Source organism: Isoptericola sp. MSGPD8_1_ISO-PGPR-S23-394, assembly GCF_058072785.1.
Genome location: NZ_CM176517.1, coordinates 70,653 through 85,310 on the forward strand (window position 1 = coordinate 70,653; position 14,658 = coordinate 85,310).

The 14,658-nt window shown below is 73.3% G+C and carries 17 protein-coding genes, 1 pseudogene and 1 riboswitch; of the genes and pseudogenes, 9 read left to right on the top strand and 9 right to left on the bottom strand.

Translation table 11 applies throughout. The features are described from left to right. Window positions 1-7: 7 nt before the first annotated feature. From gcvT to AC3RJ8_RS00360, 4 genes are all read left to right on the top strand, one after another. Window positions 8-1,168: a glycine cleavage system aminomethyltransferase GcvT gene (gene gcvT / locus AC3RJ8_RS00345; RefSeq protein ID WP_489713993.1), complete on the top strand. Its 1,161-nt coding sequence runs from the start codon at window positions 8-10 to the stop codon at window positions 1,166-1,168. A gap of 67 nt (window positions 1,169-1,235) precedes the next feature. After that, window positions 1,236-1,604, top strand: coding sequence for a glycine cleavage system protein GcvH (gene gcvH / locus AC3RJ8_RS00350; protein WP_489713994.1), 369 nt, complete (start codon window positions 1,236-1,238; stop codon window positions 1,602-1,604). 245 nt (window positions 1,605-1,849) lie between these two features. Next, the gene (locus tag AC3RJ8_RS00355) at window positions 1,850-2,083 is read left to right on the top strand and encodes a LuxR C-terminal-related transcriptional regulator (RefSeq protein WP_407320004.1); all 234 of its coding nucleotides are present in this window, start codon (window positions 1,850-1,852) and stop codon (window positions 2,081-2,083) included. A 115-nt stretch (window positions 2,084-2,198) separates the two neighbouring features. After that, a complete protein-coding gene (locus AC3RJ8_RS00360; RefSeq protein ID WP_489713995.1) occupies window positions 2,199-2,618 on the top strand; it encodes a (deoxy)nucleoside triphosphate pyrophosphohydrolase in 420 nt (139 codons plus the stop codon). Here the strand turns inward: AC3RJ8_RS00360 and AC3RJ8_RS00365 are convergent. Continuing rightward, window positions 2,615-3,223: a P-loop NTPase family protein gene (locus AC3RJ8_RS00365; protein WP_489713996.1), complete on the bottom strand. Its 609-nt coding sequence runs from the start codon at window positions 3,221-3,223 to the stop codon at window positions 2,615-2,617. The genes AC3RJ8_RS00360 and AC3RJ8_RS00365 overlap by 4 nt on opposite strands. A 42-nt stretch (window positions 3,224-3,265) precedes the next feature. On the opposite strand from AC3RJ8_RS00365, the gene AC3RJ8_RS00370 reads away from it, so the two are divergent. Together AC3RJ8_RS00370 and AC3RJ8_RS00375 are read left to right on the top strand one after the other, a co-directional pair. After that, entirely contained in the window at window positions 3,266-3,829 is a 564-nt protein-coding gene (locus tag AC3RJ8_RS00370) for an MOSC domain-containing protein (protein ID WP_489713997.1), read from the top strand. 23 nt (window positions 3,830-3,852) lie between these two features. Beyond that, window positions 3,853-4,071, top strand: a complete 219-nt coding sequence (locus AC3RJ8_RS00375) for a hypothetical protein (protein WP_489713998.1) — start codon at window positions 3,853-3,855, stop codon at window positions 4,069-4,071. A 48-nt stretch (window positions 4,072-4,119) separates the two neighbouring features. On the opposite strand, the gene AC3RJ8_RS00380 is transcribed toward AC3RJ8_RS00375, so the two are convergent. The 6 genes and pseudogenes from AC3RJ8_RS00380 to AC3RJ8_RS00405 all read right to left on the bottom strand — a co-directional run bounded on the left by AC3RJ8_RS00380 (window position 4,120) and on the right by AC3RJ8_RS00405 (window position 10,502). Then, the gene (locus tag AC3RJ8_RS00380; protein WP_489713999.1) at window positions 4,120-4,539 is read right to left on the bottom strand and encodes an Hsp20/alpha crystallin family protein; all 420 of its coding nucleotides are present in this window, start codon (window positions 4,537-4,539) and stop codon (window positions 4,120-4,122) included. A gap of 164 nt (window positions 4,540-4,703) precedes the next feature. Further along, a pseudogene (locus AC3RJ8_RS00385) lies at window positions 4,704-4,793 on the bottom strand (RICIN domain-containing protein); the annotation flags it as partial. Window positions 4,794-5,016: 223 nt separating this feature from the next. After that, complete coding sequence (locus AC3RJ8_RS00390; RefSeq protein ID WP_489714000.1) at window positions 5,017-5,517, bottom strand: FBP domain-containing protein; 501 nt, start codon at window positions 5,515-5,517, stop codon at window positions 5,017-5,019. Between the two features lie 277 nt (window positions 5,518-5,794). Continuing rightward, the gene (gene metE, locus AC3RJ8_RS00395) at window positions 5,795-8,260 is read right to left on the bottom strand and encodes a 5-methyltetrahydropteroyltriglutamate--homocysteine S-methyltransferase (protein ID WP_489714001.1); all 2,466 of its coding nucleotides are present in this window, start codon (window positions 8,258-8,260) and stop codon (window positions 5,795-5,797) included. 102 nt (window positions 8,261-8,362) lie between these two features. Beyond that, on the bottom strand, window positions 8,363-9,370 hold the full coding sequence (locus tag AC3RJ8_RS00400) for a methylenetetrahydrofolate reductase (protein WP_489714002.1): 1,008 nt from the start codon (window positions 9,368-9,370) through the stop codon (window positions 8,363-8,365). Between the two features lie 5 nt (window positions 9,371-9,375). Beyond that, a riboswitch (SAM riboswitch) is annotated at window positions 9,376-9,483 on the bottom strand. An 11-nt stretch (window positions 9,484-9,494) separates the two neighbouring features. After that, entirely contained in the window at window positions 9,495-10,502 is a 1,008-nt protein-coding gene (locus tag AC3RJ8_RS00405) for a hypothetical protein (protein ID WP_489714003.1), read from the bottom strand. Between the two features lie 119 nt (window positions 10,503-10,621). Here AC3RJ8_RS00405 and AC3RJ8_RS00410 point away from each other — a divergent pair, with 119 nt between their 5' ends. Further along, window positions 10,622-11,305, top strand: coding sequence for a LuxR C-terminal-related transcriptional regulator (locus AC3RJ8_RS00410; protein WP_489714004.1), 684 nt, complete (start codon window positions 10,622-10,624; stop codon window positions 11,303-11,305). Window positions 11,306-11,324: 19 nt separating this feature from the next. On the opposite strand, the gene AC3RJ8_RS00415 is transcribed toward AC3RJ8_RS00410, so the two are convergent. Both AC3RJ8_RS00415 and AC3RJ8_RS00420 read right to left on the bottom strand, forming a co-directional pair. Then, window positions 11,325-12,347 (bottom strand): glycosyltransferase family 2 protein, encoded by a 1,023-nt coding sequence (locus AC3RJ8_RS00415; RefSeq protein ID WP_489714005.1) that lies wholly within the window; start codon window positions 12,345-12,347, stop codon window positions 11,325-11,327. Window positions 12,348-12,382: 35 nt separating this feature from the next. Continuing rightward, window positions 12,383-12,556 (bottom strand): hypothetical protein, encoded by a 174-nt coding sequence (locus AC3RJ8_RS00420; RefSeq protein ID WP_489714006.1) that lies wholly within the window; start codon window positions 12,554-12,556, stop codon window positions 12,383-12,385. Window positions 12,557-12,727: 171 nt separating this feature from the next. Between AC3RJ8_RS00420 and AC3RJ8_RS00425 the strand changes: the two genes are divergently transcribed. Together AC3RJ8_RS00425 and AC3RJ8_RS00430 are read left to right on the top strand one after the other, a co-directional pair. Then, a complete protein-coding gene (locus tag AC3RJ8_RS00425; RefSeq protein ID WP_489714007.1) occupies window positions 12,728-13,960 on the top strand; it encodes an NYN domain-containing protein in 1,233 nt (410 codons plus the stop codon). Window positions 13,961-13,974: 14 nt separating this feature from the next. Then, the gene (locus tag AC3RJ8_RS00430; protein WP_489714008.1) at window positions 13,975-14,622 is read left to right on the top strand and encodes a lysophospholipid acyltransferase family protein; all 648 of its coding nucleotides are present in this window, start codon (window positions 13,975-13,977) and stop codon (window positions 14,620-14,622) included. Window positions 14,623-14,658: the final 36 nt, after the last annotated feature.

Here is a 14,658-nt window from a genome sequence, read left to right on the forward strand (position 1 = left end):
GGACCCCATGACAGAGAAGAAGACACCGCTGCACGCCGAGCACGAGGCGCTCGGAGCGTCGATGACGGACTTCGGCGGCTGGCTCATGCCGCTGCGGTACACGTCGGACCTGGCCGAGCACCGCGCCGTGCGGGAGGCTGCCGGTCTGTTCGACCTGTCGCACATGGGCGGGATCAGCGTCGCCGGTCCCGAGGCGGCCCGCCTCCTGGACCACGCCCTCGTCGGCAGCTTCTCCGCGCTGCGTCGGATGCGCGCCCGCTACACGATGATCTGCGCCGCCGACGGGGGAGTGCTCGACGACCTGATCGTCTACCGCACCGGTGACGAGGAGTTCTTCGTCGTGGCGAACGCCGCGAACGCCGCGACGGTGCTCGTCGCGCTGCTCGAGCGGGCTGCCGGGTTCGACGCGCAGGTGCGTGACGTCTCGGCGGAGCAGGCGCTGGTCGCCGTGCAGGGCCCGCGCGCCGAGGAGATCGTCCGGGAGGTCCTCGCGGAGGACGCCGAGATCTCCGGCGGCACCGCGTTCGACGAGCTGAGGTACTACGCGTGCCTGGGGATGCGGTTCGGCGACGAGCGCGTGCTCGTGGCCCGCACCGGCTACACCGGGGAGGACGGCTTCGAGATCTGGGTCGACGCGCCGCGGGCCGTGTCGCTGTGGCGGGCCCTGCTGACGGCGGGCGAGCACCACGGCCTGGTGCCGGCCGGGCTCTCCGCCCGGGACTCGCTGCGCCTCGAGGCAGGGATGCCCCTCTACGGCCACGAGCTCGACACCACCACCACGCCGTACGACGCGGGGATGGGGCGCGTCGTCAAGCTCGACAAGGCGTCCGACGACGGCACCCCGGTCGAGTTCGTGGGCCGCGCCGCGCTCGAGGCCCGGCGGGAGAGCGCGCCGGCCCGCGTGCTGGTGGGGCTGCGCGGGACGGCGCGGCGGCCCGCCCGGGCGGCGTACGCCGTCGTGCGTCCCGGCGCCGACGGTGCCCCGGGTGCTCAGGTGGGCACCGTGACGTCCGGCGCGCCGTCACCGACCCTGGGGCACCCGGTCGCCATGGCCTACGTGACGCCGGAGGTCTCCGCCGAGGGGACCGAGCTGGCGGTCGACGTGCGGGGGCGGGCCGAACCGTTCGTCGTCGTCCCCCTGCCCTTCTACCGCCGCGACCGCGGCTGAGCCGGGCGCGCCGCGCCGTCGTCCGACAGAATCTAGCGAGCCCCCAACCCACGACAGGAGCACCACCATGGCCGACTTCCCCGACAACCTGCGCTACTCCGTCGAGCACGAGTGGGTCGACGACGCGACCCCTGCGACGGTGGGCGTCACCTCCGTCGCCGCCGACGCGCTCGGCGACGTCGTCTACCTCGAGCTGCCCGAGGTGGGCGCGACCATCGAGGCGGGCACCGTCGTCGGCGAGATCGAGTCCACCAAGTCCGTCTCCGAGCTGTACTCGCCCGTCTCCGGGACGGTCGTCGAGGTGAACCAGGCCGCGGTCGACGACCCGGCGGTGGTGAACTCGGCGCCCTTCACGGACGGGTGGCTGTTCAAGGTCGAGGTCACCGGGACCGGGCAGCTGCTGTCCGCGGAGGAGTACTCCCAGCACGCCGGATGACAACCGTGACCGAATCGTGACATAGGGGTGTCGGTTGCCTTGCGCAACCTCGCCGCGGCGTGCTGGCCTGCGGCGATACCCCGGCGACAGAGCGTCCGCAGGGGTCGCGGGAGCGCTCCAGCTCAGGTTGCCCTCACCCGCTTCGTGTGGTGCGCGTCATGAAACCGCTCGTCCCCACTCTCCATACGTGACGGCAGATCCCCAAGTCGATCGTGGCGATCGGCGGCCGTCATGGAGGAAGAGCGATGAGTGCAATCGAGATGGACCGTCCGGTCCTCGACCCAGGCCTGACGATCCGAGAGCAGGTCGTGCTGTCCAACCTGTCCGAGGAAGTCACCCTCGAGCAGATCGCGAGCAAGTTGTTCGTCACGCGGAACACGGTCAAGTCGCAGGTGCGCAGCGTCTACCGCAAGCTCGGGGTCTCGACCCGGGCGGACGCCGTCGCCTGGGCCCGGACCGCTGGGATGCGCACGCCCTGACCGGTTGACGACCTCTGGCCCCGCCACCACTCGGGGGATGTTGGTGGCGGGGCACACGTCTCTTCAGGGCCGGACGGAAGGCCGCGCCGTCGGGCCGGATGGCAGACTCACGGCCATGACCCGTCGCCTTGTCGTGGCCGCCGCCATCGTCGACTCGCTCGAACGGCCCACGCGGCTTCTCGCCGCCCGTCGTTCCCGTCCGGTCGAGATCGCGCGCCGGTGGGAGTTTCCCGGCGGCAAGGCCGAGCCGGGTGAGGAGCCCCACGAGGCGCTGCACCGGGAGCTGCACGAGGAGCTGGGCGTCGCGGTCACGCTCGGCGAGGAGCTGCGCGGTCCGGCCGACGGCGGGTGGATCATCACCGAACGCCACGTCCTGCGGCTCTGGTACGCCACGCTGCGCTCCGGAGAGCCGGAGCCTCTCGTCGAGCACGACGAGCTCCGCTGGCTGGACGCCGGCACCCTGTGGGACGTCGACTGGCTCGACGGTGACGTCCGCATCGTCGAGACGCTCGCCGCCGGGCTCACCCCTCGCTAGCCGACCCCCTCGCTGTGGGTGCACGACACGCCGACCGGGCCTTCGGCCACGCGGCGTGTCGTGCACCCACAGCGAGGGAGGGTGGTGAGCCACTCCTCGACCTCGGCATGGCTGCGCACGCGGACGACCTCCAGGTGCGGCGCCTGCTCGGCCAGCAGCTCGTCGAGGCCGTCGAGCGTGCGGCGCGTCCGCCACGCCCATCGGACGATGTGGTCGGCGTCGGTCCAGACGGTGCGCAGCGGCGGCTCCACGTTGCCGTTCCACAGCACGGTGCGACGACGACGGCGGCGCACCGTGCGGCGCCCCACCTGCGTCATCCGGACCCGCGGCGGCAGGTCGAGCCAGACCAGCAGCTCGGCCCGCTCGAGCAGCAGCGGCCTGGCCGTCCGGTACTGCCACTCGGTCACCCACCGCTCGCCGGCGACCAGGGTGCGGACGTCGTCGAGGAACTCCGGGCGAGGCGTCCATCCCGGGCCGTGGAAGAGCCCGTCGATCTCCGTGTGCGGGAGGTCGAGGAGTGCGGCCAGCCGCGCGGCCAGCGTCGTCTTGCCGGCGCCGGACGTGCCGGCGACCAGCACGCGGCGGGGGAGTCCGGGTCCAGGCATCCCGCGATCCTAGCGAGCGCGTCGGGGTGCCAGACTCGGGGGATGGCCACGTTCGAGTACCCGGTCGAGATCGAGCACCTGCTCGTGTCGCCGGAGCACGCCTACTTCGGCCGTCCCCGGGACGGCGCGGCGGACGTGCCGACGTCGTTCCCCGGCACGGTCGAGGTCGTGGCGGGCAAGGGGCTGGTGGGCGACCGGTTCTTCGGCAAGGCGGCCCACATGGACGCCGCGGTCACCCTCTTCGCGGCCGAGGCGCTGGAGGAGATCGCGCGCGAGCTCGGCACGGGACCGCTCGACCCGGTGCTCACGCGGCGCAACGTCGTGCTGCGCGGTGCCGAGCTGGCCCCTCTGGTCGGGCACGACCTGACCGTCCGGGCCGGGGACGACTCCGTGACGCTGCACGCCGGTCGTCCCGCGCACCCGTGCGCCTGGATGGACCGGATGCTGGCCCCGGGCGTGCACGCTGCAATGCGGGGACGGGGCGGGGTGCGCTGCATGCCGCTGACCGACGGGCTGCTGCGGCGCGGCCCGGCGGTGCTCGTGAGCCCGGTCGAGCTCGACCCGGCGCGGGCCGGCGCCGCCGTCCGGCGCCCGCGGCTGCCGTGAGCCGCTCGGGCTAGGCTGGCCTCATGAGCGACTTCAAGGTGAACCCGGCCCCGCAGAACGACGCCCCGGGCGCGATGCTCGGCCGCGTGATCGTCTCGTTCGTGCTGTTCCTCGGTGGCCTGGTCCTCATCGGTATCGGCGCCACGGCCGACCCGGCGATCGCGCCGTACGTGTTCGGCGGGGGCATCGTGGCCGCGTCGCTCGCGTTCGGCCTGCCGATGGTCGGCGCCAGCAGGGGCTGAGCCCCCACCGGCGCCGACCTGCCGGGTGTCGCGGCGACGCGGCGTGGATCAGCCGGCCTCGATCGCCTCACGGCCGGACTTGTGGCTGACCTCGATCCGCCGCGGCTTCGCGTCCTCGGCCACGGGGATCGTCAGCGTCAGGACGCCGTCGGCGTACGAGGCGCTGATCTGGTCGAGCGCCAGCCCGCGCCCCAGCGTGAGCTGGCGTGCCACGGTCCCGGAGGTGCGCTCGCGCAGGAGCCACTGCCCCTCGCCCGACCGCGGCGTGCGCTCGGCCCGGATGGTCAGCGTGCGGTCCTCGCACGAGACGTCGATGCTGCCGGGGTCGATACCAGGCAGGTCGGCGGCGAGGACGTAGTGGTCACCCTCGCGGAACAGGTCCATCGGCATGGCCGGGGCGTTCCTCGACGTGGCGAGCGACCCGAAGAGTCGATCCATCTCCTGGAACGGGTCCCAGTAGGTAGCCATCGCGCATCACCTCCTCGACGAGGGCCGCAGCCTGCGGCCCCGAGCGCGATCAGCGCGCCGGTCCGTCCGGCGTCGCCTGGCTACACCTCTGATTTAGCACTCTCGGACCCGGAGTGCCAAGAGGTGTCGTTTCGCTCTGGGCGAACATCCGTTCGCGCCCGATGTCACACGTCCCAGCGCTGGTTGGCGGCACCCCAGCAGTCGTACTGCTGCAACCGGGTGCCGTTCGCCGTCGACCTGCTCGGCAGGTCGAGGCACTTGCCGCGACCCCGGGGTGCTCGTGTCGACCGGGCTCGTGATCACGCGCCCGGGTCGACTGGTGACGCACGCTAGTGCACAGGTGATCGTTCCGGTACGGGTCCCGGACGCCGGGCCCCGAAACAAACACTTTCGATCACTATCTGGCCGGGGCCGGGGCCGGGGCCGGGGCCGGGGCCGGGGCCGTGGCCCCGGCCAGACGGCGGTGGCGGGCATCGGTCAGGCGGTGCTGCGCACCTGCTCGACGAACCGGTGGCCGCGCTCACGCAGCCCCAGGACCCGGCGCTCGACGACAGCGGCGCGCACGGCGTCGTCGTCGGACCCCGACTCGGCCAGGGTGGGCCGGCGCCGGACGTTGCGCGAGCAGCGGAAGTCGCTGCAGACCAGGGTGCCGATGGTGTTGCCCTGGCGGCCGGGTGCGCCGGCGCGGCGAGCGACGTAGAGCGACGTGTCGTTGCCGTCGCCGACCTCCTCGCACCAGGCGCACATCGCCGCCCGGCGGCTGCTGGTCCCAGGGGCCCGCAGGATGATCCCGACGGGCGCGTCGTCGAGCTCGACGACCACGTACGCCGCGAGCGGCTGCTTGCGGTCGCGCCAGCCGAGGTAGTCGAGGCGGTCCCAGCGGAGCTCCGCCAGGTCGGGGACGATCATCCGCTGCCGCTCGCTGCGGGTGGCGTTGACGAGGGACGCGCGGATCTGCTGTTCGGTGAGGGGGTTCATGGGTCGGCTTCCTGGAGCGAGGGTGGGCAGGGCAGAGCCCGGCCACCCTCACGCGGTCCGACGTCGGATCAGCGGCAGGCGGCCGGGTTCGACGGGTTGCCTGAGCAGGCCTCGACGGCCACCCCGCTCCCCGCGACGACGCGCTGCATCTCTCGCTCCTCGTTCCGATCTGCTGGTCCGCCGTGCGGCAGGACCACCCACCATGGTGGCACACGGCCGTTGCCCCGAGCGATGAGATGTCGCTCACCGCTCGGGGCCACGGCCGTGCTCACGCGGCTCAGAGGCCGGCGCGCACCGTCCGGGCCGCCTCGACGAGGTGCCGGAGCGACGGCTCCACCTCGGCGTACCCGCGGGTCTTGAGCCCGCAGTCGGGGTTCACCCACACCACGGCCGGGTCGATCGCGCCGACCGCGAGCCGGAGCAGCTCGGTGACCTCGTCCACGGACGGCACGCGGGGGGAGTGGATGTCGTAGACGCCCGGCCCGACGCCCCGCGCGTATCCCGCGGCGTGCAGCTCCGGGACGACCTCCATGCGCGAGCGTGCCGCCTCGATGGACGTCACGTCCGCGTCGAGGCCGTCGATCGCCCCGATGACCTCACCGAACTCCGAGTAGCACAGGTGCGTGTGCACCTGCGTCGAGGCCGCCGCACCGGCCGTCGCCAGCCGGAACGAGCCGACCGACCACGCCAGGTACGCCGGCTGGTCGACCCGGCGCAGCGGCAGCAGCTCGCGCAGGGCCGGCTCGTCCACCTGCACGACGGCGGTCCCCGCGGCCTCGAGGTCACGCACCTCGTCGCGCAGGGCGAGCGCCACCTGGTTCGCGGTGTCCGCCAGCGGCTGGTCGTCCCGCACGAACGACCACGCGAGGATCGTCACCGGGCCGGTCAGCATGCCCTTGACCGGCTTGGCGGTGAGCGACTGCGCGTAGCGGGTCCACTCCACCGTCATCAGCGCCGGCCGGGTGACGTCGCCCCACAGGATCGGCGGGCGCACGCAGCGCGAACCGTACGACTGCACCCAGCCCAGGTCCGTCGTCGCGAACCCGTCCAGCAGCTCCGCGAAGTACTGGACCATGTCGTTGCGTTCCGGCTCGCCGTGCACCAGCACGTCCAGCCCGATCTCCTCCTGCAGCGCGACGACCCGCGCGATCTCCGCCTGCATCGCCGCCGTGTACGCCGCGTCGTCGAGCTCTCCCTTCGCCCAGGCGGACCGTGCCTTGCGGATGTCCGACGTCTGCGGGAACGATCCGATCGTCGTGGTCGGCAGCGGGGGCAGGCCGAGCCGCTCGCGCTGCGCGGCGACCCGCTCGTCGTGCGCGCCGCGGGCGAAGTCGCCCTCGGCGAGCGCGGTCAGACGGTCCCGGACCTCGGGGACGACGACGCCTGGCGCGGCCGCGCGCTCGGCCACCGCCGCACGCGCCGCGTCGAGCTCCTCGCGCACCGCGTCCGGGCCGTCGGTCACGGCACGGGCCAGCACGGTCACCTCGCGGACCTTCTGGTCGGCGAAGGCGAGCCAGCGGCGCAGCTCGGGGGTCCGCCCCGCCCGGTCCGCCGCGGCGTCGGACCACGTCTCGTCGTCCACGTCGTGCGGCACGTGCAGCAGCGACGTCGAGGTGCCGACGGTGAGCGCACCGGCACCCAGGGGACGCAACGAGACGAGGCGGTCGAACCGGGCGGCGAGGTCGGCGCGCCACACGTTGTGCCCGTCGACGACGCCCGCCACGAGGGTCTTCGTCTCCAGACCGGGAACGGTCCCGCCCGGTCCGGAACCCTCGGGCACGGCGCCCTTGACCAGGTCGATCGCGATGGCGTCCACGTCCGTGGCGGCGAGCAGGGCCAGGCCGTCACGGGCGGTCGTCGCGCCGGCGGAGGCGTCCTCGGAGCCGCCGGTCGTCAGCCCGCCGAAGGGGGTGGCCACCAGGATGGCCGGGCGCTCTGCCACGGTGTCGAGGGCGTCGTCGGCGGACCGGGCAGCGAGGTCGGTCGCCAGCGCGCGGTACGCGGTCGTGATCGCTGCGTCGACCCGCTCGGCCGGCGCGTCGACGGTGTCCGAGACGAGGACGGGCTCGTCCAGCTGCACCCACGGCACGCCGACGGCGGCCAGCGCCCGGAGCAGCTCGGCGTACGCGGCGACGACGTCGTCGAGCCGGTCGAGGGGGTGGAAACCCTCGCCCGCGTCGTCTGCCGCCTTGGAGAGGGCGAGGAAGGTCACCGGCCCCACGAGCACCGGGCGCGTCGTGACGCCGGCCTCCTTGGCCTCGGCGAACTCCCGCACGATCCGGTGGTCCGCGAACGAGATCGGGGTGGACTCGCTGATCTCCGGGACCAGGTAGTGGTAGTTCGTGTCGAACCACTTGGTCATCTCCAGCGGCGCGTCCTCGCCGCGCCCGCGGGCGACGGTGAAGTAGCCGTCCAGGTCGAGCGAGCCGTCCTCGCCGTCGATCAGGTCGCGGAAGCGGGCCGGGACGGCACCGAGCAGCGCGACCACGTCCAGGACCTGGTCGTAGAACGAGAAGGAGCCCGGGACGGAGCCGTCCTCGGGGTTCAGCCCGAGCGCGACCAGTCGCTGCAGGGTCTCGCGGCGCAGCGCGCCGGCCGCGACCTCGAGGTCGACGGCGTCGGTGCGGCCGGCCCAGAACGCCTCGACGGCGCGCTTGAGCTCGCGCCGCCGGCCGATGCGGGGGTAGCCGAGGATGGTGCCACCGGGGAAGGCGGGGTTCGGAAGGTCGGTCGTGGTGGTCATGAGCACTCCAGGTGTCGGTTTCCCGCGTCGCTCGTCGCCGACCAGGAGGTTGTGCCCGTATTCGTCAGGCATAGCGGGCGCAACGTCCTGCTCGGCAGCGTGTCAGACGGCGGGAGCCTCGGTCGGGATGCCCGGTACCAGCGGCCTTCTGGCCAGGTCGGGGACGTCGTGCGACGTCCGACCGCCGAGGTGAACACCCTCGAGCAGGTCCAGAGCGGGTCGGTACTTGTTGAACGTGTACACGTGCAGGCCGGGCGCGCCCGCGTCGAGCACACGCTGGGCGAGCTCGACGGCGTACGCGGTCCCGTAGGCGTGCTGCGCCTCGGGGTTCGGCAGGGCGTCCAGCGCGTCCAGCAGGTGCTGGGGCGCGGGGACGCCGGTGAGCTCCTCGACACGACGGAGCCGGCGGGGCTCGGTCGTGGGCATCAGCCCGGCGAGGATCGGGATCGTCACGCCGGCCGCACGGGCCTCGGCGACGAAGTCGGTGTAGCTGTCCGCGGCGTAGAACAGCTGGGTGATGGCGAACGACGCACCCGCCTGCTGCTTCTCCAGCAGCCGCTGCACCTCCTGGGTGCGCGTGGTCCCCGCCTGGCGGTTGCCGTCGGGGAAGGTGGCGACCGCGACGGTCAGGGGCCGTGCCGCGCCGCGGACGGCGGCGGCCGGGTCGGCGGCGCACCGCTGCGCCTCGACCTCGCGCAGCAGGGCGACGAGCTCGATGGACGAGTGCACGCCGTCCGCCGGCGGGCGCCAGTCGGGCTGGTCCCGCGGCGGGTCGCCTCGCAGGGCGAGGAACGAGCGGACCCCGGCCTCGAGGAACTCGTCGACGACGGCGGACACGTCCTCGCGCGAGGCTCCCACGCAGGTCAGGTGCGCCACGGGCAGCACCGGGGTGCCTGCCAGCAGGGTCGCGACGACCTGGCGAGCGGTGGCGCGGTCCCCGCCGCCGGCGCCGTAGGTCACCGAGATGAACTCGGGGCTCGCGGCGACCAGTCGGCGCGCCGTCTCCCAGAACCTCGGCGCCGCGTCGGGCCGGCGCGGCGGCATGAGCTCGAAGCTCACCGTCGGGCGGTGGCGTCGTGCCGGGACGTGCAGGGGTGCCTCTGCGACCATGCGTCACTCCATCGGGCCTGGAGTTGAGCACCTTCGTCCTCGGGAGGCTTCCGTCGGAGAACGGGTTGCTGCGGCGTCGTCGAGCCAGGACTCTCGGCCGCTCTGGATGGCTTCGGCATCGACTCTACGCACGGTTCATCCTATGGACAAGCGCGACCGTATCGTGAGATGTGCGAGTGCGTCGTCGCTGGTGGGCCTGTATCCGCCGCTGCTGAGCGAGCAGTTCCGCCACGGCGACGGGGGGATCCTCCAGCGACGGGCCGGCGAGGAGATCCGGGCCACCCTCGGAGCGGCGGACCCCGTGGCCGGAGCGGACTTCGAGGGATCCGAGCGGAGCCGACTGTTCGCGCAGGAGGTGTGCACGGCCGTCGGGCGTGAGCGCGCGACGGTCCTCGACCGCTACCTGAGCGACCATCTCGTGCGGCAGCGTGTGCTGCGGCGGGTCGAGTGGGAGTAGGACCCCACACCGACGACCGCCGCGCGCTACCTCGAGACGCTCCTCATGGTCGGCTTCGACCCTGCCGAGGCCGAACGGGTGGTCGCGGGGACCCCGGAGCACGGTGACCCGCTCGCCGTCGCGCACCTGCGAGGTCTCGACGCCGTCCGCCTCGGCATCACGACCTCCGACCTCGACGCCGCCCGGACGGTGCTGCGCCGGCCGATGCCACCGGAGATGGTCGGGGCCGGTCTCGACGACGTGCTGCGCGCCATGGAGCAACGGCTCGTCCTGACGATCGACCATCGACCCGACGGCCGTCTCACCGTGCCGGCCGACGGACCGGCGCGCACCATCGTCGGCGTGGCGGTGGCCGAGACTCTCCTCGTCGCGGGGCGGACGGACGACGCGACGGCACTGCTCCGGTCCGTCGCCGCACGGCCGGCCGACGAGGACGACGCCGCCCGGCCCGGGAACCAGGCGATGGCGCAGGACGGGCGCACCGCCCGCTCCGCGGCCGTCGACCGAGGGATCACCCTCGTCCTGGACGGCCAGGTCGAGGCTGCGCTCGCCTGGTCGGCCAGCCACCTCGACGAGGCGATCGCCGCCCACGACGTCGAGGGGATCTGGGCCCACGGGTACGTCCGCTCCGTCGCGCTCGCCCTGCTGGGGCGGTTCGCCGAGCTCCGCGACCACGTCGGCGTCATCCTCGCCGTCGGCCTGATCCGGCCCGATGGGCGCATCTGGCCGCCGGCACCCTGGCGCTCGGCGCCTACGTCGCCCTGCAGGAGGGCAGGTGGGGTGCCGCGCGCTCGTTGGCCGGACAGGCCGAGGCCGTCGCCCCGGTGCCCGGTCCCTGGCCCTTCACATCGGTCGGCTGGTTCGACGGCGCGATGGCGGGTCTCGAGGCGGACCGCCCACGGGTGCAGGCCGACGCCTTCTGGGACGAGGCCTCCCGGCTCGAGGTCCGGGGCTACACGGTCGCCGCCGCCGTCATGGGTGTGATCGCGGTGGAGGCCGTCCCCGACGCCGACCGCGCGGAGCATGTGCGCCGGCTGCTCGACGGTGCTCAGGGGGCCGGGCCCCGGGACCTCGCGGCGCTCGCCGCGGCGGCGGTCTCCCTGTCGCCGGAGCCGGCGCTCGCCCTCTACCGCGACAGCCTGCGGCGCGGGGTGCCGCTCCTGGCGGCCCGGGCCCTGGGTCATGCGGTGCGGCTGCTGCGGACGGCGGGAGACGACCGCGGCGCAGACCGTCTGCGTGCCGAGAGCGACCGGCTGCCCGAGGCCCTGCGGGGGCTGGTGGGCGACGATCCGGAGTCCCGCCTCAGCGCTCGCGAGCGCCAGCTGGTCGAGCTCGTCGAGGCGGGCCTGTCGAACCAGCAGGTGGCCCACCGGCTGGGGATCGCCGTCTCGACGGTCGAGAACCATCTGCACCGCGCCTACCGCAAGCTGGGCGTCGCCGGCCGGGACGCCCTCGTGGCGAGGAGCGGCCGTCGCTGAGCTGCCTCGTCGTGAGGTGTCACGTGGTGCCAGGACGTGTCGCGACCGGTGGCGTGCAGCACGACGGCCTGGATGAACGCTCGCTGGAGCGCCAGGTCGTAGAACAGCTCGGGCAGGACCAGTGCGGCGAGCAACCTGCCCCGCGGTCCCGCGTCCCATGCCGTGACCACCCGTTCGACGAGGAACACCCGCCGACGGCGAGCCAGAACGGGACCAGGTGGAAGGTCTGCGTGACCACCGCGAGCAGGGTCAGGACGACCAGCGCGGTGAGCATCAGGGTGCTGATCACGAGCATGAGCTGCTGCCCGTGGTACCGCAGCGTCGTCCGGGTGACCCCGTAGGAGGCGAGGTTGTCGAGCATGCCCTTGTACCAGCGCACCCGTTGGCGGTGCAGGTCGCGCCACGTCGGCATCAGCTCGGTCGTGCACCGCATCGACGACGGCGACGCGAGGTCGAAGCCCAGCGTGCGCAGGGCGAGGGTCAGCTCGCTGTCCTCCGTGATCGCCGTGCGGTCGTAGACGTCGCCGCGGGTCCCGGGCAGGCGGTCACCGCGTGCGCGGGCCACGGCGTCGAGCGCGTCGTCACGCAGGAGCGCGGCGGTCCCGGTGAGCACCGACGTCCGCCGGGTCACGTCGATCTGGGTGGCGTACCTCTCGTACTCGTCGGCCTGGCACCGCCGCAGGTAGCCCCGCGGTCGGTCGCCCGTGTAGACGCCACCGACGGCCCCGACACGAGGATGGGCGTCGAGGAGGGCCAGGCCCTCCTCGACGAAGGTGGGGACGATCGTGGTGTCGGCGTCGAGCACCAGGACGAGCTCGGTGTCAACCTGCCGCAGGGCCTGGTTGAGCGCTCCCGCCTTGCGGTCGGTGTTGTGCCGTGTCGTCAGGACCTCGGCACCGGCTGCTGAGGCGACGTCAGCCGTCCGGTCGGTGCAGTTGTCGGCCACGACGACGACCCGCGCGGGGCGTACGGTCTGGGCCGCGACGGCGGCGAGGGTCCGCGGCAGCGCCGCCTCCTCGTGGGCGGGGACGAGCACCGTCACCCGGTAGGTGACGGTGCCCGTGGATGATCGGTGGCTCAGCGGCCGAGCTCGACGGCAGCACGGCGACGCTGGGCCATGACCCGCACGATCGTCAGCAGCGCGAGCCCCGCGACGACGAGCGTCCAGGCTCCGATGATCCCGTAGGCCGCAGCGGTCGCGCCGGTCACGGCCAGCGCCCCGCCCGACCCGATGGTGGCTCCCTGGTACATGAGATCTCCCTCCGTTGTGGTATGACCACAGGTTCCGGCGGGGCGACGGCCCTCCATCCGGTCCAGGGAGGCGTCTGGGCGGTGATGGCGGCCGCCGTGGGTGGAGCAGGGTGACGCGTTGGGCGGTCGCGGCGGCACGCACGGCGAGCGGTGCACCCGTAGGGTGGCGGCATGGACACCGAAGAGCGCCTTGCCGTCTTCCTCGACTACGAGAACCTCGCGCTCGGCGCCCGGGAGCACCTGGGCGGGATGCAGTTCGACTTCCAGCCGATCGCGGACGCCCTCGCGGTGCGCGGCCGGGTGGTGACGCGTCGCGCGTACGCGGACTGGTCGTACTTCGACGAGGACCGCCGGATGCTGACGCGCCACCAGGTCGAGCTCATCGAGATGCCCCAGCGCATGGGCGCGTCCCGCAAGAACGCCGCCGACATCAAGATGGTCGTCGACGCGATCGAGATGGCGTTCGAGCGCGAGTACATCTCGACCTTCGTCATGTGTACAGGTGACTCGGACTTCTCCCCGCTGGTGCACAAGCTGCGCGAGCTCGACAAGCGCGTCATCGGCGTCGGGGTCGAGAAGTCCACCTCCCGGCTGCTGCCGTCCGCCTGCGACGAGTTCCTCTTCTACGACCGTCTTGAGGGCGTCGACGTCCCGGACGAGAGCGAGGCGCGTCCCAAGCGCAGCACGACGAAGCGGTCCGGCTCCGGCCGGTCGACCAGCTCGCGTGCCACCACCGGCCGGAGCAAGGCCGCCGCGGCCGTCGCGGAGGAGCTGCCGCCCGCCGAGGAGGCCGCCCCCGCCACGACGTCGGGCACGACGGGCGGCAGGACCCGCCGCAAGAAGCCCGAGATCACCCTCCCCGAGCCCGTCGACGTGCCCGACCGTGCGCCGGAGCCGGCGAACGACGAGGACGAGGACGCCCCCACCGGCGAGCCGCCCACCATGGAGGTCAAGGTCGCCCAGACCCTCGCCGGCCTCCAGGGTTCGGCGTCCGGATCGGTGACGGCCTCCCAGCTCAAGCGCACCCTCGTGCGCAAGGAGCCCACGTTCAGCGAGTCCGACTACGGCTTCCGCACCTTCGGGGAGTTCCTGCGCTACCTCGCCGACCGTGACGTCGTCGTCCTCACCGAGGGGCCGTCGTCCGGCGACCCCGTCGTCGAGCTGCCCGAGCAGCCCGACAGCGCCAAGGCGTTCGACCTGCTGCGCGCCGTGGTGCAGGAGGCGGGTGGCACTGCCGCGCTGTCCGGCCTGAAGAACCACGTGCGCAAGCGCCGCCCCGACTTCTCGGAGAAGGCCCTCGGGTACGGCGGGTTCCTGCAGTTCTGCAAGGCCGCCGCGGCCGCCGACGCCGTCAGCCTCGCCTGGGACGACGACGCCGAGGACTACCTCGTCACCCTCTCCTGAGGGATGATGAGCCGGTGACGTACCGCATCCTCAAGCTCGTGCTGTCGCTCCTGGTCTACGTGTTCCTGCGTCCCCAGGTCAGCGGCCTGCACAACGTCCCCCGGCGCGGTCCGGTCATCATCGCGAGCAACCACCTGTCGTTCATCGACTCGATCATCCTGCCGCTCGTGGTGCCGCGGCACGTCACCTTCATCGCCAAGGCGGAATACTGGACCGGCCGCGGCCTCAAGGGGCGGGTGTCGCGCTGGTTCTTCACCACCATGGGGCACATCCCCGTCGACCGCGACGACCCGCGGGCCGGCCAGCGCTCCCTCGAGGACGCCCTGCACGTGCTCCAGCGCGGTGACGCGTTCGGCATCTACCCGGAGGGCACCCGGTCGCGCGACGGGCGCCTGCAGAAGGGGCACACCGGGGTCGCGTGGCTCGCGCTGGCCGGGACGGCTCCCGTCGTGCCCGTCGCGCTGCGGGGGACCGACAAGGTCCAGCCCGTCGGCAAGCGGCTGCCCCGCCCGGCGCGCGGCATCCGCGTCGACTTCGGCCCGCCCATCGACCCCTCCCGGCAGATCGAGACCGGCACCCGGCCGGCCCAGGCGCGGCGCCGGCTCACCGACGAGGTCATGACCTCGATCCACCGCATGAGCGGCCAGGAGCTCGCCGCCTGACGGCACGCCGGACCTGACGTGCGGCGGTTCCCCCGG